Below are 19,007 nucleotides of genomic sequence, written 5' to 3'. Positions count from 1 at the left end.
GGGCATCGCCATGGCGCTACCCCGAATTGGGCAAGTGATAGTGTATCAGATTCGGTAATTTGCGGTTCTGCAAGCTTTCGGCCTGTCGCACCCACTGTGATCCTGGGATCGCAGATTGTTTGGGTGTTATATGGTCAAGCCTCACGGGCAATTAGTACTGGTTAGCTCAACGCCTCACAACGCTTACACACCCAGCCTATCAACGTCGTAGTCTTCGACGGCCCTTCAGGGGGATCGAGTCCCCAGTGAGATCTCATCTTGAGGCGAGTTTCCCGCTTAGATGCTTTCAGCGGTTATCTCTTCCGAACATAGCTACCCGGCAATGCCACTGGCGTGACAACCGGAACACCAGAGGTTCGTCCACTCCGGTCCTCTCGTACTAGGAGCAGCCCCTCTCAAATCTCAAACGTCCACGGCAGATAGGGACCGAACTGTCTCACGACGTTCTAAACCCAGCTCGCGTACCACTTTAAATGGCGAACAGCCATACCCTTGGGACCGGCTTCAGCCCCAGGATGTGATGAGCCGACATCGAGGTGCCAAACACCGCCGTCGATATGAACTCTTGGGCGGTATCAGCCTGTTATCCCCGGAGTACCTTTTATCCGTTGAGCGATGGCCCTTCCATACAGAACCACCGGATCACTAAGACCTACTTTCGTACCTGCTCGACGTGTCTGTCTCGCAGTCAAGCGCGCTTTTGCCTTTATACTCTACGACCGATTTCCGACCGGTCTGAGCGCACCTTCGTACTCCTCCGTTACTCTTTGGGAGGAGACCGCCCCAGTCAAACTACCCACCATACACTGTCCTCGATCCGGATGACGGACCAGAGTTAGAACCTCAAGATTGCCAGGGTGGTATTTCAAGGATGGCTCCACGCGAACTGGCGTCCACGCTTCAAAGCCTCCCACCTATCCTACACAAGCAAGCTCAAAGTCCAGTGCAAAGCTATAGTAAAGGTTCACGGGGTCTTTCCGTCTAGCCGCGGATACACTGCATCTTCACAGCGATTTCAATTTCACTGAGTCTCGGGTGGAGACAGCGCCGCCATCGTTACGCCATTCGTGCAGGTCGGAACTTACCCGACAAGGAATTTCGCTACCTTAGGACCGTTATAGTTACGGCCGCCGTTTACCGGGGCTTCGATCAAGAGCTTCGCTTGCGCTAACCCCATCAATTAACCTTCCGGCACCGGGCAGGCGTCACACCCTATACGTCCACTTTCGTGTTTGCAGAGTGCTGTGTTTTTAATAAACAGTCGCAGCGGCCTGGTATCTTCGACCGGCATGGGCTTACTGAGTAAATCATTCACCCTCACCGGCGCACCTTCTCCCGAAGTTACGGTGCCATTTTGCCTAGTTCCTTCACCCGAGTTCTCTCAAGCGCCTTGGTATTCTCTACCCAACCACCTGTGTCGGTTTGGGGTACGGTTCCTGGTTACCTGAAGCTTAGAAGCTTTTCCTGGAAGCATGGCATCAACCACTTCGTCATCTGAAAGATAACTCGTCATCAGCTCTCGGCCTTAGGATCCCGGATTTACCTAAGATCCCAGCCTACCACCTTAAACTTGGACAACCAACGCCAAGCTGGCCTAGCCTTCTCCGTCCCTCCATCGCAGTAACCAGAAGTACAGGAATATTAACCTGTTTCCCATCGACTACGCTCTTCAGCCTCGCCTTAGGGACCGACTAACCCTGCGTCGATTAACGTTGCGCAGGAACCCTTGGTCTTTCGGCGTGGGTGTTTTTCACACCCATTGTCGTTACTCATGTCAGCATTCGCACTTCTGATACCTCCAGCGAGCTTCTCAACTCACCTTCACAGGCTTACAGAACGCTCCTCTACCGCGCATCTTGCGATGCACCCGCAGCTTCGGTGTGTGGTTTGAGCCCCGTTACATCTTCCGCGCAGGCCGACTCGACTAGTGAGCTATTACGCTTTCTTTAAAGGGTGGCTGCTTCTAAGCCAACCTCCTAGCTGTCTAAGCCTTCCCACATCGTTTACCACTTAACCACAACTTTGGGACCTTAGCTGGCGGTCTGGGTTGTTTCCCTTTTCACGACGGACGTTAGCACCCGCCGTGTGTCTCCCACGCTGACACTTCCAGGTATTCGGAGTTTGCATCGGTTTGGTAAGTCGGGATGACCCCCTAGCCGAAACAGTGCTCTACCCCCTGGAGTGATACGTGAGGCGCTACCTAAATAGCTTTCGAGGAGAACCAGCTATCTCCGAGCTTGATTAGCCTTTCACTCCTATCCACAAGTCATCCCCTACCTTTTCAACGGGAGTGGGTTCGGTCCTCCAGTCAGTGTTACCTAACCTTCAACCTGCTCATGGATAGATCGCCCGGTTTCGGGTCTATACCCAGCGACTAAACGCCCTATTAAGACTCGCTTTCGCTACGCCTCCCCTAATCGGTTAAGCTCGCCACTGAATATAAGTCGCTGACCCATTATACAAAAGGTACGCAGTCACCTAACAAAGTAGGCTCCCACTGCTTGTACGCATACGGTTTCAGGTTCTATTTCACTCCCCTCTCCGGGGTTCTTTTCGCCTTTCCCTCACGGTACTGGTTCACTATCGGTCAGTCAGTAGTATTTAGCCTTGGAGGATGGTCCCCCCATATTCAGACAAAGTTTCTCGTGCTCCGTCCTACTCGATTTCACTTCAAGGATCCTTTCGCGTACGGGGCTATCACCCACTATGGCCGCACTTTCCAGAGCGTTCCGCTAAAATCCAAGAAGCTTAAGGGCTAATCCCCGTTCGCTCGCCACTACTAAGGGAATCTCGGTTGATTTCTGTTCCTCAGGGTACTTAGATGTTTCAGTTCCCCTGGTTCGCCTCTTGCACCTATGTATTCAGTACAAGATACCCGGGTTATCCCGGGTGGGTTTCCCCATTCAGAGATCTCCGGATCAAAGTCTGTTTGCCGACTCCCCGAAGCTTATCGCAGGCTACCACGTCTTTCATCGCCTCTGACTGCCAAGGCATCCACCGTATGCGCTTATTCACTTGACCATATAACCCCAAGCAATCTGGTTATAATCGTGAATTACGACATTCGCCGAAAACTTGCGCTTGAACTCGCAAATTTTACCTTGACCTGAAAAGTGCAGTGAAAACACTCTCCAGTTCAATACTTCTATCACTTACCCAAATTTTTAAAGAACGATTCTGGCGCAAAGACCAGAAATCAATGTTTCATCCTCGAAATCGTCCACCGGACGACAGGGGTAAACACTCATTTCTGAGCTTTCGGCGATAATGGTGGAGCCAAGGAGGATCGAACTCCTGACCTCCTGCGTGCAAAGCAGGCGCTCTCCCAGCTGAGCTATGGCCCCATCTTTCGATCGGCCTGCGCACCACGACAATTGGTGGGTCTGGGCAGATTCGAACTGCCGACCTCACCCTTATCAGGGGTGCGCTCTAACCAACTGAGCTACAGACCCAATCGCCTTTCGCGAGTGAATCAAGCAATTCGTGTGGGAGCTTATGAAGAAGCTGAAGTCTTCGATTAAGGAGGTGATCCAGCCGCAGGTTCCCCTACGGCTACCTTGTTACGACTTCACCCCAGTCATGAATCACTCCGTGGTAACCGTCCCCCCGAAGGTTAGACTAGCTACTTCTGGAGCAACCCACTCCCATGGTGTGACGGGCGGTGTGTACAAGGCCCGGGAACGTATTCACCGTGACATTCTGATTCACGATTACTAGCGATTCCGACTTCACGCAGTCGAGTTGCAGACTGCGATCCGGACTACGATCGGTTTTGTGAGATTAGCTCCACCTCGCGGCTTGGCAACCCTCTGTACCGACCATTGTAGCACGTGTGTAGCCCTGGCCGTAAGGGCCATGATGACTTGACGTCATCCCCACCTTCCTCCGGTTTGTCACCGGCAGTCTCCTTAGAGTGCCCACCATAACGTGCTGGTAACTAAGGACAAGGGTTGCGCTCGTTACGGGACTTAACCCAACATCTCACGACACGAGCTGACGACAGCCATGCAGCACCTGTGTCTGAGTTCCCGAAGGCACCAATCCATCTCTGGAAAGTTCTCAGCATGTCAAGGCCAGGTAAGGTTCTTCGCGTTGCTTCGAATTAAACCACATGCTCCACCGCTTGTGCGGGCCCCCGTCAATTCATTTGAGTTTTAACCTTGCGGCCGTACTCCCCAGGCGGTCAACTTATCGCGTTAGCTTCGCTACTAAGTTCTCAAGGAACCCAACAGCTAGTTGACATCGTTTACGGCGTGGACTACCAGGGTATCTAATCCTGTTTGCTCCCCACGCTTTCGCACCTCAGTGTCAGTATCAGTCCAGGTGGTCGCCTTCGCCACTGGTGTTCCTTCCTATATCTACGCATTTCACCGCTACACAGGAAATTCCACCACCCTCTACCGTACTCTAGCTCAGTAGTTTTGGATGCAGTTCCCAGGTTGAGCCCGGGGCTTTCACATCCAACTTGCTGAACCACCTACGCGCGCTTTACGCCCAGTAATTCCGATTAACGCTTGCACCCTTCGTATTACCGCGGCTGCTGGCACGAAGTTAGCCGGTGCTTATTCTGTTGGTAACGTCAAAACTGCAGGGTATTAGCCGACAGCCCTTCCTCCCAACTTAAAGTGCTTTACAATCCGAAGACCTTCTTCACACACGCGGCATGGCTGGATCAGGCTTTCGCCCATTGTCCAATATTCCCCACTGCTGCCTCCCGTAGGAGTCTGGACCGTGTCTCAGTTCCAGTGTGACTGATCATCCTCTCAGACCAGTTACGGATCGTCGCCTTGGTGAGCCATTACCTCACCAACTAGCTAATCCGACCTAGGCTCATCCGATAGCGTGAGGTCCGAAGATCCCCCACTTTCTCCCGTAGGACGTATGCGGTATTAGCGTTCCTTTCGAAACGTTGTCCCCCACTATCGGGCAGATTCCTAGGCATTACTCACCCGTCCGCCGCTGAATCAGAGTGCAAGCACCCGTCATCCGCTCGACTTGCATGTGTTAGGCCTGCCGCCAGCGTTCAATCTGAGCCATGATCAAACTCTTCAGTTCAAATCAATTCGGGTTTTGAGAAAACCCTAAACTTGGCTCAGCAATCGCAAAAAACTCTCGAATTCACGAGTGTTACTTGTGATGCTGATAATCTTGCGACTGTCAGTCTTACCTCACAAGCACCCACACGAATTGCTTGATTCAACTTGTTAAAGAGCGTTTCGATCGATTTACTCAGCGCTTTCGCTGAGTCTCAACCGAGGCCGCGTATTCTACAGCAGCCTTTCAACCTGTCAAGCGTTTTTCGAAAGTTTTCTTTTCGAATCAACCGCTTGCGCTTCAGCGAAGAACTCGACCACCGAAGCGAGGGAGATGGATCATACAGCAACCAGAGCCGCTGTCAACCTCGATAATCACATCCAAGGCGACATACAACTTATCCCGCACTGCACACAAGAGTCGGCACCATTACAGGCAACGGCCGGACCGAGCCCCCAGAGGCATGGCCGCTCAGCCCCGCCCCATCATCAGGTCGAGGTTGTCCGCCGCCATCTCGCGCAGGAAGTCCCAGCACACGCGCATGCGCGCCAGGTCCTTGTTCTCCGCCGGCATCAGCATCCAGAAGGTGCGCACGAACTCGATGTCGTCGGCCAGTACCTCGACCAGCTTCGGCTCGCGGTGCGCGGTGAAGCTCGGCAGGATCGCCAGCCCGGCATCGGCCAGCACGGCGTTCTGCTGGGCGAGGATGCTGGTGCTGCGCAGGGCGACCTGGCCCGGGCGGCCGATCTCGTCCAGGTAGTAGAGCTCCTTGCTGTACAGCAGGTCCTCGATGTAGCTGACGAAGCGGTGCTGGCGCAGGTCCTCGCGGCGGCGGATCGGCGGATGGCGAGCCAGATAGTCGCGCGAGCCGTACAGGCGCAGCACGTAGTCGGTGAGCCGGGTGATGATGTACGGCCCGCGCTCCGGGCGCTCCAGGGTGATGACGATGTCCGCCTCGTGACGCGCCAGGTGCACGGTGCGCGGTACCGCCAGCAGGTCGATGCCCAGGTGCGGATAGCGCGTGCTCAGCCCGGCGAGCTGTCCGGCCAGCAGGGCCACACCGTAACCCTCGGTGGCGCCGATGCGCACCGAGCCGGACAGGGTGTCCGGCCCGCCCTCCCCCGGCTGCTCGATGGCGAGGAAGGCGCTTTCCATCGCCTCGGCCTGCGCCAGCAGGCGCCGTCCGGCCTCGGCCAACGTGTAGCCGGCGCCGCCGCGGATGAACAGCGGCTGGCCGAACTGCTTCTCCAGTGCCTGCACGCGGCGCGCCACCGTGGTGTGATCGACGCCCAGGCGCCGCGCCGCCGCGGTCAGCGTGCCGGCTCGCGACAGTTCGAGGAAATAGCGCAGGTTGTCCCAGTCCATCGGTGGCTCCCGGAGTGCCCAGGCACGGGCGTTTCGGCGCCATTGTGCAGATTTGCAGAGCGCTTGTGCAAATCGCCCGGCTACCAACGGCAATTTTCCACTGCTAGCTTGGTTCCCAGAGCCAGCATCACCGGCCACAACAACTACAAGGAAAGCCTTCGAGGCGAGGTGAACATGACCGCTACCCGCTCCATCCCCACCGTCAAGCTGCTGATCAATGGCGAGTTCGTCGAATCGAAAACCACCGAGTGGCGCGACGTCGTCAACCCGGCCACCCAGGAAGTGCTGGCCCGCGTACCCTTCGCCACCCAGGAAGAAATGAACGCCGCCGTGGCCAGCGCCAAGGCCGCCTTCAAGACCTGGCGCAAGACCCCGATCGGCGCCCGCGCGCGGATCTTCCTCAAGTACCAGCAGCTGATCCGCGAGAACATGAAGGAGCTGGCGGCGATCCTCACCGCCGAGCAGGGCAAGACCCTGCCGGACGCCGAGGGCGACGTGTTCCGCGGCCTGGAGGTGGTCGAGCACGCCGCCAACATCGGCAGCCTGCAGCTCGGCGAGCTGGCCAACAACGTCGCCGGCGGCGTCGACACCTACACCCTCAACCAGCCGCTGGGCGTGTGCGCCGGCATCACCCCGTTCAACTTCCCGGCGATGATCCCGCTGTGGATGTTCCCGATGGCCATCGCCACCGGCAACACCTTCGTCCTCAAGCCCTCCGAGCAGGACCCCATGGTCACCATGCGCCTGGCCGAGCTGGCGCTGCAGGCCGGCATCCCGGCGGGCGTGCTCAACGTGATCCACGGCGGCGCCGACGCGGTGAACCTGCTGTGTGACCACCCGGACATCAAGGCGGTGTCCTTCGTCGGCTCCACCAAGGTAGGCACCCACGTCTACAACCGTGCCTCGCTGAACGGCAAGCGCGCCCAGTGCATGATGGGCGCCAAGAACCACGCCATCGTCCTGCCCGACGCCCACAAGCAGCAAACCCTGGCCAACCTGGTCGGCTCCTGCTTCGGCGCCGCCGGCCAGCGCTGCATGGCGCTGTCGGTGGTGATCCTGGTGGGCGAGGCACAGAGCTGGCTGCCGGAGCTGGTCGAGAAGGCCAAGACCCTCAAGGTCAACGGCGGCACCGAGCCGGGCACCGACGTCGGCCCGGTGATCTCGCGCGCCGCCCTGGAGCGCATCAACGGTCTGATCGCCCAAGGCGTGGCGGAAGGCGCCGAGCTGCTGCTCGACGGTCGCAACCCGCAGGTGCCGGGCTACACCGACGGCAACTTCGTCGCCCCGACGATCTTCGCCGGCGTGCGCCCAGAGATGACCATCTACCAGGAAGAAATCTTCGGCCCGGTGCTCTGCGTGATGCAGGCGGCGACCATGGACGAGGCCATCGAGATCATCAACGCCAATCCCAACGGCAACGGCACCGCCATCTTCACCCGCTCCGGCGCTGCCGCCCGCCACTTCCAGGAAGAGATCGACGTCGGTCAGGTCGGCATCAACGTGCCGATCCCGGTACCGGTGCCGCTGTTCTCCTTCACCGGCTCGCGCGGCTCCAAGCTCGGCGACCTGGGCCCGTATGGCAAGCAGGTGGTGCAGTTCTACACCCAGACCAAGACGGTCACCGCGCGCTGGTTCGACGAGGACGAGGTCGGCCACGTCAACACCACCATCACCCTGAAGTGAGCCGCGACGGCCGGCGCCGCGCGCGCCGGCCGCCACGCCAGGAACAATAAGAAGAGGACTCACCATGCATATCGGCTTTCTCGGACTCGGCCACATGGGCGCCCCGATGGCGCGCAACCTGCTCAAGGCCGGCCACCAGCTGACCGTCTTCGACCCGGTGCCGGCAGCCGTCGCATCCCTGGTCGAGGCCGGCGCCCAGGCCGCCGACTCGGCGGGCGGCGTGGCCCGCGCAGAGGTCGAACTGATCGTCACCATGCTGCCGGCAGCGGCCCACGTGAAGGCGGTCTACCTCGGCGACGACGGCCTGCTCGCCAACGTGCGCCCCGGCGTGCTGCTGATCGACTCCTCCACCATCGACCCGCAGAGCGCCCGCGACGTGGCCGCCGCTGCGGAAAAGCACGGCAACCCGATGCTCGACGCGCCGGTCTCCGGCGGCACCGGCGGCGCTGCGGCCGGCACCCTGACCTTCATGGTCGGCGGCAGCGATGCCGACTTCGACCGCGCCCAGCCGGTGCTGGCGGCGATGGGCAAGAACATCGTCCACTGCGGCGGCAACGGCAACGGCCAGGCCGCCAAGGTGGCCAACAACATGCTGCTGGGCATCTCGATGATCGGCGTCGCCGAGGCGATGAGCCTGGGCGTGGCCCTCGGCGTCGATCCCAAGGTGCTGGCCGGCATCATCAACACCTCCAGCGGCCGCTGCTGGAGCTCGGACACCTACAACCCCTTCCCCGGCGTGATGGACAACGTACCGGCCTCGCGCGGCTACGAAGGCGGCTTCGGCAGCGACCTGATGCTCAAGGATCTCGGCCTGGCCAGCGAAGCCGCCAAGCAGGCCCGTCAGCCGGTGATCCTCGGCGCCCTCGCCCAGCAGCTCTACCAGACCTTCAGCGCCCAGGGGAACGGCCAGCTGGACTTCTCGGCGATCATCAACCTGTACCGCAAGGACGCCTGAGCATGAGCGAAGCCCCCGTGCTGGCCGCGGTGCGCAACCGCATCGGCCACCTGACCCTCAACCGCCCGGCCGGCCTCAACGCCGTCAACCTGGAGATGGTGCGCCTGCTGCAACGCCAGCTGCAGGAGTGGGCGGATGACCCGGAGATCCTCGCCGTGGTGCTGCGCGCCAATGGCGCCAAGGCCTTCTGCGCCGGCGGCGACATCCGCGCGCTGTACGACAGCTTCAGGGCCGGCGACGATCAGTGGCAGCGCTTCTTCGAGGAGGAATACGCCCTCGACCAGTACATCCACGCCTACCGCAAGCCGATCCTCGCCCTGATGGACGGCTTCGTGCTCGGCGGCGGCATGGGCCTGGTGCAGGGCGCCGCGCTGCGGGTGATCACCGAGCGGACGAAAATGGGCATGCCGGAAACCGCCATCGGCTACTTCCCGGATGTCGGCGCCAGCCATTTCCTCTCCCGCCTGCCCGGCGAGCTGGGCACCTACCTGGGCGTCACCGGCGTGCAGATCCGCGCCGCCGACGCCCTCTACGCCGGCCTGGCCGACTGGTGCCTGCCCAGCGAGCAGCTCGGCGAGCTGGACCGCTGCCTCGACAACCTGAGCTGGACGGTGCACCCGCAGGAGGCCCTGCGCACCCTGCTCGCCACCCTCGCCTCGCGCAAGTTGCCCGGCGCCGAACTCAGGGCCCTGCACCCGGCCATCGAGCAGCACTTCGCCCAGGAAACTGCCGCGGCGATCCGCGCCTCTCTGCAGAGCGAAACGCGCCCCGAGTTCCAGCACTGGGCCGAGGAAACCGTCAAGCTGCTGGATGGCCGCTCGCCGCTGGCCATGGAAGTCACCCGCGAACTGCTGCGCCGCGGCCGCGAGCTGCCGCTGGCCGAGTGCTTCGCCCTCGAACTGCACCTGGACCGCCAGTGGTTCGCCCGCGGCGAGATCATGGAGGGCGTGCGCGCGCTGATCGTCGACAAGGACAAGAACCCGCGCTGGAATCCGCCCAGCCTCGCTGCCGTGAGCATCGAGCGGGTAGCCAGCTTCTTCCCGAGCAGCCAGACTGCCGGAAAGGCCCGCCAGGCGATCTGATCGCCCGGCGCAAAGACAAGAACAAGAGAGAACGCCGATGAACGATCTGGAATTCACCGAAGAACAACGCATGATCCGCGACATGGCCCGCGAATTCGCCCAGCGCGAGATCGCCCCCAACGCCGCCGCGTGGGCAGAGGCCGGCTGGATCGACGACCGCCTGGTCGCGCAGATGGGCGAGCTGGGCCTACTCGGCATGGTGGTGCCCGAGGAGTGGGGCGGCAGCTACATCGACTACGTGGCCTACGCCTTGGCCGTAGAGGAAATCTCCGCCGGCGACGGCGCCACCGGCGCGCTGATGAGCGTGCACAACTCGGTGGGCTGCGGCCCGCTGCTCAACTACGGCAGCCAGGCGCAGAAGGAAGCCTGGCTGCCCCGCCTGGCCAGCGGCCAGGCCGTCGGCTGCTTCTGCCTGACCGAGCCGCAGGCCGGCTCCGAGGCCAACAACCTGCGCACCCGCGCCGAACTGAAGGACGGCCAGTGGGTGCTCAACGGCGCCAAGCAGTTCATCACCAACGGCAAGCGCGCCAAGCTGGCCATCGTCTTCGCCGTCACCGACCCGGAGCTGGGCAAGAAGGGCCTGTCGGCCTTCCTGGTGCCCACCGACACCCCCGGCTTCGTGGTCGAGCGCGCCGAGCACAAGATGGGTCTGCGCGCCTCCGACACCTGCGCCATCGCCCTCGACGACTGCCGCATCCCACAGGAGAACCTGCTCGGCGAACGCGGCAAGGGCCTGGCCATCGCCCTCTCCAACCTGGAAGGCGGGCGCATCGGCATCGCCGCGCAGTCCATCGGCATCGCCCGCGCCGCTTTCGAGGCCGCGCTGCGCTACGCCCGCGAGCGCGTGCAGTTCGGCAAGCCGATCATCGAGCACCAGAGCATCGCCAACCTGCTGGCCGACATGCACACCCGCATCAACGCCGCCCGCCTGCTCACCCACCACGCCGCCCGCCTGCGCAGCGCCGGCCAGCCCTGCCTGTCCGAAGCCTCCCAGGCCAAGCTGTTCGCCTCGGAAATGGCCGAACAGGTCTGCTCCAACGCCATCCAGATCCACGGCGGCTACGGCTACCTGGAGGACTACCAGGTGGAGCGTTACTACCGCGATGCAAGGATCACGCAGATCTACGAGGGGACCAGCGAGATTCAACGGATGTTGATTGCAAGGGAGTTGGGGGGCTATCAGCTGTGACGGCGGGCACTTTTGTCGACTGAGTTGACCATCCCTGCCTGCAGATAGTTGGCAGGCAGGGATCGGTATGAGGTGCAGCAGATAACCGTATCGAACTGAACAAGTAGCTGATTTCGGGGCTCGTCACTGCCACCTCAAGCCACCGGGCAGCTCAGTTTCCCTGATAGCGCTTGTGATTAACCCAACGGTATCGGCTTGGATCATCTGCCAACAGCACAGCCTTGATCGCTTCGCGCTTGGCCTTGTCCGCTCTCTGGAAAATGCTGCGCAGCTCAGTGTCGACACTTCGCTCACTGGCACCACGCTCCTCCGCCTTGGCATACCAGCTCATGCCCTCACCCAAGTTGCCCAGCTCCATATGAACAGCCCCGAGCAGAGTGCACGGCCGAAAGTTTCTCGGCTGTAGTTCGTGCCCCTGCTCACCCAACTGGAGCGCTTCACTCCGCAGCCCCAAGTCGCGCATAACACCGCCGCGAGTGGTACACATAGCCGACTTGACTTTGGCGTCTTTGAAGCTTCTGGCCGGCACGCTGTCGAGCAGTTCGAGCGCTGCTTTGGACTGATCACACTTTCGATAGTGGCCGCTGCCGTTAACCGCACTCCACGGATCCTGAGTCCGGCGATACTCGCCAGCGTAAAATTCTGCCTCGCGCTGGTGATAGGCCTTCTGCAGCCCCTCCGAGAAGTATTCCTTGGCCACGGTGTTAAGCCAGACAACGTCATCCTCGGCCAGACGGTTCCCGGCGTCGATCCGCGTGAGGATGTCCATCATCCGAGGAAACAGAGGCTGATCTATGAAATCCAACCCATATTTTCTACGCAGTACCTGGCTCTTCATTTTGGCGATGTACTTGGGATCGCTCTCGCGGGCAATACGGGCAGCTTCAGCCGTCTCACGCTCGCGCTTGTACTTAGCTGCCCGCTCGGCGTTTCGGACTCGATACGCGGCCTCTTGGGCTTGACGTTCTAACTCCGCAGCCTTGTCTCGGGCCAGGCGCTCTACATCTGCGACTACAAGGTAGGCCTCGTAGTTGATCTGCCCAGTGGCCAGTTGGTGCAAAGCCTTAAGGTTCTTCTCCTTCAAATACTCAAGAGATGTTGCGTCAAGCGGGCGCCCGTTATGCACAGCGTCCAAAATATTGCTCAAGCGAAGAAACTGCGTCATCGCCTCGGGAATGTCGCTTACGCGGTAGTGACGAGCGATGTCACTGAAATTCATATATTTCATAGTGTTACGGGCTACCTACCTCGTAACCAGATGGTTCCGAGGAGGCACTTCCGTGTGGCTCCGGTCTTGATTGAGTCGAGGACTATCACGTCCATGTAGGCTTGGTTTAAATAGGGGGGGAATCTTTGTGGGCAATTATGCCGGAACCGCAAGGTGTTGTCGAAGTGCAATCTACGCCTGTGCGGCGATCACAAGTCCTGTGCACTGGCACAGTTGCGCTTGGACAACTCCCTCCACGGCAAAACCGGGTGCACAGGGCTCAATCGCCCCCATACCCCTGCAAATCCAACCCCTCCCTTAGATACTCCGCCAGAAACGGATGGGCAATCAGATAGTCGGCGGTGCGCAGATTCCACTGTTCGGCGGCCTGCTTGAGCAGATCGTCCCACTCCTCCAGGGTGCCGTCGCCGCGGCCCAGCCACATCAGCGCCACCACTTCCTGCTGCTGGTCCGGCTCCAGGTCGTCGATGATCGACTCGAACTCGCCGTAGTACTCGTCGTCCCCGTGGTCGGCAAGCGCCTGCAGGGCCCAGTCGTCGCTCGGGCTGTTGGGTTCCTGGGGGATGACCACCAGTTCCTTGGCGTGAAAGGCACGGGCCAGGTCCATGAGCCGGGCAACGGTTTCCGGGTTGACGGTGATCATGCTGGCGCTCCTCTTGGCTGGACCGGACAGCAAGTATGGGCCGGATTGCGCAACTTGCCCGCCTGCGGCTTTCATGAAGGGACGACTGACCTTATCCCGGCTGCCTGCGATGCCCCACGCCCACCCCACCCTGCTGTTCGGCGCCTTCGACCGGCACAACTTCGGCGACCTGCTGTTCCCGCACATCGCCACCGCGCTACTGGCGGGGCGTGAACTGCGCTTCGCCGGGCTGGCCGGCCACGACCTGCGGCCGTGGGGCGGCCACCAGGTCGAGGCGCTGGCGACGCTGGCCCGGGAACTCGCCGGCCAGCCGGTCGACCTGCTGCACGTCGGCGGCGAGCTGCTGGCCTGCGATGCCTGGGAGGCAGCGGTGATGCTGCTGCCGGCAGACCAGGTGCAGGCCACGCTGGCGCGCCTCGACCACCTGCCGGCCGAGCGTCTGGCCTGGGCGCAGGCCGTGCTGGGCATTCCTGACCGGGCGCCCTACGTGGCGGGGCACGGGCTGTTCCCGCAGGCGCGCCTGCTGTTCGACGCGGTGGGCGGCATGGATCTGGATACACGCGATCCGGCCCTGCGCGCCGAGGTGCTGGGCAAGCTGCGCGCCGCCGATTACCTGAGCGTGCGTGACCGGCGCACCCAGACGCTGCTGCGGGAGGCCGGCATCGCCGCGCAACTGCTGCCCGACCCGGCGGTGCTGGTGCGCGAGATGTTCGGCGCGCGGATCGAGCGCCATGCCGCGCAGGGCGAGGTCGCCGAACTCCAGCGCGCCTTCCCCCGCGGCTATCTGGCCGTGCAGTTCAGCGCCGACTTCGGCGACGACGCCACCCTCACGGCCATCGCCGCGCAGCTGGACCGCGTCGCGCAGGCCCGCGGACTGGGCATCGCCTTCTTCCGCGCCGGCGCCGCGCCCTGGCACGACGATCTGGACTGCTACCGGCGCACGGCGGCGCGGATGCGCGCGCCGACGCGCATCCGCGCCACGCTCGACCTCTGGGACATCTGCGCGCTGATCGCCGCCAGCAGCGGTTTCCTCGGCAGCAGCCTGCACGGGCGGATCGTCGCCATGGCCTACGCCCTGCCCCGCCTCACCCTGCAGCGCCGCGGCCCCGGCAAGCCCGAGGCCTACGCCGCCACCTGGGAGTCAGCCGGGCTGCCGCTCGGCGTGCTGCCGACGGAGATCGCCGAGGGCCTGGACGTGGCCCTCGGCGCCAACGGTCACTCAATGCACGAGCTGGCCCATGCGCTGGCTGCACGCTACCGCGAGGGCTTCGCAGTACTGTGCGACCGACTACGGGCCTGAGCCGCCGGCCAGCCCGGGTACGGCAATAAACTGCACCTATCGTTATCCTGATTCTGTGTATCTGTACCCATCCAATCCGCCAGAGAGATTTTGCGATGCGCACCGTCCCCTTCAAGCAAGTCGACGTCTTCACCCGTGTCCCGTTCAGGGGCAACCCGGTCGCCGTGGTGCTGCAGGCCGAAGGCCTCTCCAGCGAGCAGATGCAGCGGATCGCCCGCTGGACCAACCTGTCCGAGACCACCTTCGTGCTGCCGGCCAGCAGCGCCGCGGCGGACTACCGGGTGCGCATCTTCACTCCCGCCTCCGAACTGCCGTTCGCCGGCCACCCGACCCTCGGCACCGCCCACGCGCTGCTGGAAGCCGGGGTGATCGCCCCGCGCGACGGTCGGCTGGTGCAGGAGTGCACGGCCGGGCTGATCGGTCTGGAAGTGAGCGAGGACGGCGACGGCGAGCGCTGGATCACCTTCGACCTGCCGCAGCCGGCGATCACCGCGCTGGACGACGCCGATGTCGACGAGCTGGAGGCCATTCTCGGCTGCGCGGTGTCCCGCGAAGCCCGGCCGCGGCTGATCGACGTCGGCGCGCGCTGGATCATCGCCCAGCTGGACAGCGCCGCGGCGGTGCTGGCCTGCCGGCCGGACATGGCGCGCATGAAGCTGATCGAGCAGGAGCCGCAGGAAACCGGGGTGACCATCTTCGGCGCCCATCCCGCCGGCCAGCCGGCGGGCATCGAGGTGCGCTCCTTCGCCCCGGCCTGCGGCATCGACGAGGACCCGGTGTGCGGCAGCGGCAACGGCTGCGTGGCCGCCTTCATCCGCGACAGCGGGCAGGTGGCGCAGTTCGGCAGCCAGTACCTCGCCGCCCAGGGCGCCGCCATCGGTCGCACCGGGCTGCTGCGCATCGCCATCGACGCGGCGCGCATCCAGGTCGGCGGCATGGCGGTGACCTGCATCGACGGGCGGATCGCCTGCTGAGACGGCGGCGCGGCGACGACGGCCAGATCGACGAGCCGTCAGCAACTGCGGTCCTGCTCCTGCTGCTGCATCCGGCCGGGAAAGCACCGGATGCAGCAGTTCCCGAATCACTCGTCCTTGCGCGAAGCCGGCGCCTGAGCCAGCGAGCCGGCCGCCGGACCGTCGGCAACGCCGGCGGTGTTGTCCAGCAGGCTCCGGGTGGCCACCTGCAGGAACGACTGCAGCCGCGGCAGCAGCTCGGCCACGCCCTGCTCGTCCTGCACGCGGTCGACGCCGGCCCGCTCGTGCAGGCGGTAGTCGTACAGCTTGGGAGCGCCGTCGCGCGGTAGCACCAGCAGGCGGCTGCCCGAGACCAGCGCCACGGTCTGGTCGCTGCCGGACGGCTTCACCACGCCGAAGCCCTGGTCCTTGGCGTCCAGGCTGAGCAGGTCGCGGCCCCAGCACTGGTGCTGCACCTCGCCGCCGAGGCGGCCCATGATGGTCGGCACCACGTCGAGCTGGGTGCCGGCGATGTCGTTGCGCGCGCCGAACTTCTCCTGCACGCCGGGGCCGATCAGCAGCATCGGCACATGGAAGCGGTACAGGTCGATGTCGCTGAGCTGCTCGGGGCTGCCGAAGCCGTGGTCGCCGACGACCACGAACAGGGTGTCCTTGAAGTAGGGCTCCTTGCGCGCCTTCTCGAAGAACTGTCCCAGCGCCCAGTCGGAGTAGCGCATGGCGGTCAGGTGCTCGTCGAGCGCGCCGAAGCCGGTCACCTTGTCCACCGGCAGCTTGTCCGGCAGCGCATAGGGGGTGTGGTTGGAGAGGGTCTGCAGCAGCGCGTAGAACGGCCGCTCGCGATCCATCCTGGCCAGTTCCTCGGCGCCGCGGTCGAACATGTCCTGGTCGGAAACGCCCCAGGTCGGATCGGAGAACACCGGATTCACGTAGTCGTTGCGGCCGACGAAGCGGGTCATGCCCTGGTTGCCGAAGAAGCCCTGCTGATTGTCCCAGCCGAAATCGCCGTTGTAGACGTAGATATTGTCGAAGCCCCGCTGGCTGAGCAGCTGCGGCAGGCCGGAGAAGCGGTGGGTACCCTCCGGCTGCTGCATCAGGTACTCGAAGCCCGGCAGGTTGGGGAAGCAGGCCATGGTAGCGAACATGCCCTGGTGGGTATGGGTGCCGTTGGAGAAGTAGCGGGTGAACAACAGCCCTTCCTTGCTCAGGCGGTCGAAGTTGGGGGTGATGTCGCCCTTGCCGCCCAGCGCGCCGACGTAGTGGCCGGCGAAGCTCTCCATGAGGATTACCACCACGTTGCGGATCGGCAGGGTGCCCTGCTCGCTGGGCGCCATCACCCGGCGCACCGCCGCGCGGTCGGCGTCGACCAGCCGCTCCTGCGGGGTCAGCAGCATGTCGCGCACCCGCTGCTCGGCCTCGGCCGGCGGCAGGCTGGCCTTCCAGACGTTGTCGCGATGATCCGACCAGCGCCCCTTGGCGGCGTCGACCAGCGACAGCGTGGCGTTGTAGCCGAGATGATTGGCGAACACCGACTCGGTGGTGCTGGCATCACCCCAGCGCAGCGGCGGCCCCTGGCGCAGGGTGCCGCGGGCGGCGACCACCGCCACCAGCAGGCAAAGGACGAAGGCAGTGGCGCGCCAGTACCAGCGCACGCCCTGCGGGCGCTCGATGCGCGGCAAGCACCAGCGGTGCAGGCGCTGGAAGGCCTTGAACAGCAGCCAGCTGGCCAGCGCCCAGGCCAGCAGGTAGCGGCCCACCGGGAAGCCGTACCAGAGCATGCTCAGCACGGTCTTCGGGTCCTCGCCGAGGTACTGGAACACCAGGGCGTTCAGGCGCTGGTGGAACTCGCGGTAGAAGTCCAGCTCCAGCACGCCGAGGAACAGGGTCAGACTGGCGAACAGGCTCAGCCAGGCCAGTTGCCAGCGCCGCGCGCCGATCAGGAACCGGCTGGGGATGGCCAGCAGCAGCGGCGCCACGCCGAACACCACCACGCGCAGGTCGAAGCGCACGCCGTTGCCGAACGCCTCGACGAAGGCTCCAGCCGGTGCGCCGCCGATCAGGTCGCGGTTGTAGATCAGCAGGGCCGCGCGCAGCAGCGCATAGAGGACGAGCAGCAGCACGCCGCTCAGCGCGGTGAAGGCCAGGTGCTCGCGCAGGCCGGGGCGCGGAGCGGCGAAGGAGGATGGTGATGGGCGCATGGGTCAACTTCCGGAGGAGATACGTTGCAGCTGCAGCACGCGGTTGCGGCCCTGCTCGGCGAGCAGGTAATGACCGGGGGCGGTTTCCAGCAGGGTCTGTGCCGAGCGCAGGTGGGACAGCACGGTATGCAGCTGGCCGTCCCGGTCGAGCAGCAGCAGGCGCGCCATGTGCGTGGCGTCCTCGCTCACCCACAGGCCGTCCGCGTTGCACAGCAGGAAACCGGGCTGGTCGAGATCGCCAAGCACCTTGGGGTCGTTGCCATCGGCGCTCAACTGGCGCACCCAGCCCTTGCCCTTCTCGGTGTAGAACAAGCGGCCATCGGGGCAGGCAGCCACCCCCTCGGCCTCGTCCAGATGGCGGCGCAGGACCTCGACCTCGTCGCGCTCGGGATCGTAGCGCAGCAGGTTGCCGTCGCCATGGCGGTCCTCGATGGCGTACAGGTACCGGCCGTCGCTGCTCAGGCCCTCGATACCCTGCCCGGAAAACAGCGTGTGGGTGCCCGTCGCGGTGCGCCAGAGCACCGGCTGCTCGCCCTGTTCCTGGCTGAACGCCACGCCCCCGCGGAAGGCGACCATGCCGTCGGGCTTGGACAGCCCGCCATGCACCTCGCCGAGCTGCCCGCCCGGAGCCAGGCGCAGCAGGCCGCCCTGGCCGGCGTTGCGTTCCTGGCTGAGCAGCAGACCGCCCTCGCCATCCAGGGCCAGCGCGCTGACCTTGTCGACGGCGTCGAGGTACACCCCCGCGGCCCAGCCGTCCCCGGCCTGCACCGGGTAGAAGTGCCGCCAGCCGGCCTGCGCCATGCCGAGCAGCAGCATGAGGACCGCGGCGGCCGTCAGCTGCCAGAAACGCAGCCAGCGGCGCGACAGCCCGCCGGCAAGCCGGGCGCGCGAACGAGGGAATATGGCCAGAAGGGTTGGCATGTCGTCGGTCTGCTTCGCCAAATCCCCAGACCTTAACCAGCCTCCGATCAAGCCGGCATCAAGCCGGTGTGAAAAAATCGTGAATTGGTCGACGGATGGTATCCGGCGACTACAGCCAGTCCAGACGTCGGAAGTTGGCATACAGCCCGTCGCGGGCTGCCCCTGCTGGCCTGCGCGCTCCTCACCGTCTCACCATGCGCCACTTCTACATCGAGCGGCTGTGAGCGCCGGGCGGCGGCGCAAGGCCCGGCAACAGGGCGAAAAACAGTCGATTTGACGCCATCCGGGCGGGCTACGAGGATAATGATCCTTTGATCACAAGAGGAGCATCCGGGTCCGCCCGGCTTTCTATGGACACTCAGAGTCGTCGAGACTTTCCTGCTTCGCCCGCGCCCGGCGGCGCGCGTCACCCTTCCGCCAGCGGCGGACCCGCGTCGG

At 63.4% G+C, this 19,007-nt stretch carries 11 protein-coding genes, 2 tRNA genes and 2 rRNA genes; 6 read left to right on the top strand and 9 right to left on the bottom strand.

The genetic code is table 11. The features are described from left to right. Window positions 1–130: 130 nt before the first annotated feature. The 5 genes from SK095_RS02410 to SK095_RS02390 all read right to left on the bottom strand — a co-directional run bounded on the left by SK095_RS02410 (window position 131) and on the right by SK095_RS02390 (window position 6,399). A 23S ribosomal RNA gene (locus SK095_RS02410) occupies window positions 131–3,021 on the bottom strand. A 247-nt stretch (window positions 3,022–3,268) separates the two neighbouring features. Then, a tRNA-Ala gene (locus tag SK095_RS02405) sits at window positions 3,269–3,344 on the bottom strand. A 31-nt stretch (window positions 3,345–3,375) separates the two neighbouring features. Then, window positions 3,376–3,452 (bottom strand) — tRNA-Ile (locus tag SK095_RS02400). Between the two features lie 66 nt (window positions 3,453–3,518). Then, window positions 3,519–5,055: ribosomal RNA gene (locus SK095_RS02395) — 16S ribosomal RNA — on the bottom strand. Together the 16S and 23S rRNA genes with 2 tRNA genes alongside form the textbook arrangement of a ribosomal RNA operon. A gap of 450 nt (window positions 5,056–5,505) precedes the next feature. Continuing rightward, a complete protein-coding gene (locus tag SK095_RS02390) occupies window positions 5,506–6,399 on the bottom strand; it encodes a LysR family transcriptional regulator (RefSeq protein WP_320547721.1) in 894 nt (297 codons plus the stop codon). 174 nt (window positions 6,400–6,573) lie between these two features. On the opposite strand from SK095_RS02390, the gene SK095_RS02385 reads away from it, so the two are divergent. The 4 genes from SK095_RS02385 (at window position 6,574) to SK095_RS02370 (ending at window position 11,308) form a co-directional block, all read left to right on the top strand. Next, a complete protein-coding gene (locus tag SK095_RS02385; RefSeq protein WP_320547720.1) occupies window positions 6,574–8,082 on the top strand; it encodes a CoA-acylating methylmalonate-semialdehyde dehydrogenase in 1,509 nt (502 codons plus the stop codon). A 64-nt stretch (window positions 8,083–8,146) separates the two neighbouring features. Continuing rightward, entirely contained in the window at window positions 8,147–9,037 is an 891-nt protein-coding gene (gene mmsB / locus SK095_RS02380) for a 3-hydroxyisobutyrate dehydrogenase (protein WP_320547719.1), read from the top strand. Between the two features lie 2 nt (window positions 9,038–9,039). Beyond that, the gene (locus SK095_RS02375) at window positions 9,040–10,119 is read left to right on the top strand and encodes an enoyl-CoA hydratase/isomerase family protein (protein WP_414153868.1); all 1,080 of its coding nucleotides are present in this window, start codon (window positions 9,040–9,042) and stop codon (window positions 10,117–10,119) included. Between the two features lie 37 nt (window positions 10,120–10,156). Next, window positions 10,157–11,308 (top strand): acyl-CoA dehydrogenase family protein, encoded by a 1,152-nt coding sequence (locus SK095_RS02370; protein ID WP_320547718.1) that lies wholly within the window; start codon window positions 10,157–10,159, stop codon window positions 11,306–11,308. A 151-nt stretch (window positions 11,309–11,459) separates the two neighbouring features. On the opposite strand, the gene SK095_RS02365 is transcribed toward SK095_RS02370, so the two are convergent. Further along, entirely contained in the window at window positions 11,460–12,536 is a 1,077-nt protein-coding gene (locus tag SK095_RS02365) for a hypothetical protein (protein ID WP_320547717.1), read from the bottom strand. Window positions 12,537–12,795: 259 nt separating this feature from the next. Further along, window positions 12,796–13,179: a DUF3775 domain-containing protein gene (locus SK095_RS02360; RefSeq protein WP_320547716.1), complete on the bottom strand. Its 384-nt coding sequence runs from the start codon at window positions 13,177–13,179 to the stop codon at window positions 12,796–12,798. A 109-nt stretch (window positions 13,180–13,288) separates the two neighbouring features. On the opposite strand from SK095_RS02360, the gene SK095_RS02355 reads away from it, so the two are divergent. Beyond that, window positions 13,289–14,479, top strand: coding sequence for a polysaccharide pyruvyl transferase family protein (locus SK095_RS02355; protein WP_320547715.1), 1,191 nt, complete (start codon window positions 13,289–13,291; stop codon window positions 14,477–14,479). Window positions 14,480–14,574: 95 nt separating this feature from the next. Continuing rightward, window positions 14,575–15,453, top strand: coding sequence for a PhzF family phenazine biosynthesis protein (locus SK095_RS02350; RefSeq protein ID WP_320547714.1), 879 nt, complete (start codon window positions 14,575–14,577; stop codon window positions 15,451–15,453). Window positions 15,454–15,560: 107 nt separating this feature from the next. On the opposite strand, the gene SK095_RS02345 is transcribed toward SK095_RS02350, so the two are convergent. Both SK095_RS02345 and SK095_RS02340 read right to left on the bottom strand, forming a co-directional pair. Further along, window positions 15,561–17,648, bottom strand: coding sequence for an LTA synthase family protein (locus SK095_RS02345; RefSeq protein ID WP_320547713.1), 2,088 nt, complete (start codon window positions 17,646–17,648; stop codon window positions 15,561–15,563). A gap of 3 nt (window positions 17,649–17,651) precedes the next feature. Then, on the bottom strand, window positions 17,652–18,569 hold the full coding sequence (locus SK095_RS02340; protein WP_320547712.1) for a hypothetical protein: 918 nt from the start codon (window positions 18,567–18,569) through the stop codon (window positions 17,652–17,654). Window positions 18,570–19,007: the final 438 nt, after the last annotated feature.

The organism is Pseudomonas sp. AN-1 (assembly GCF_034057115.1).
Classification (GTDB): Bacteria; Pseudomonadota; Gammaproteobacteria; order Pseudomonadales; family Pseudomonadaceae; genus Geopseudomonas.
Note: the sequence above shows the minus strand (reverse complement) of the source record. Positions and strands in the feature narration are given on the sequence as shown.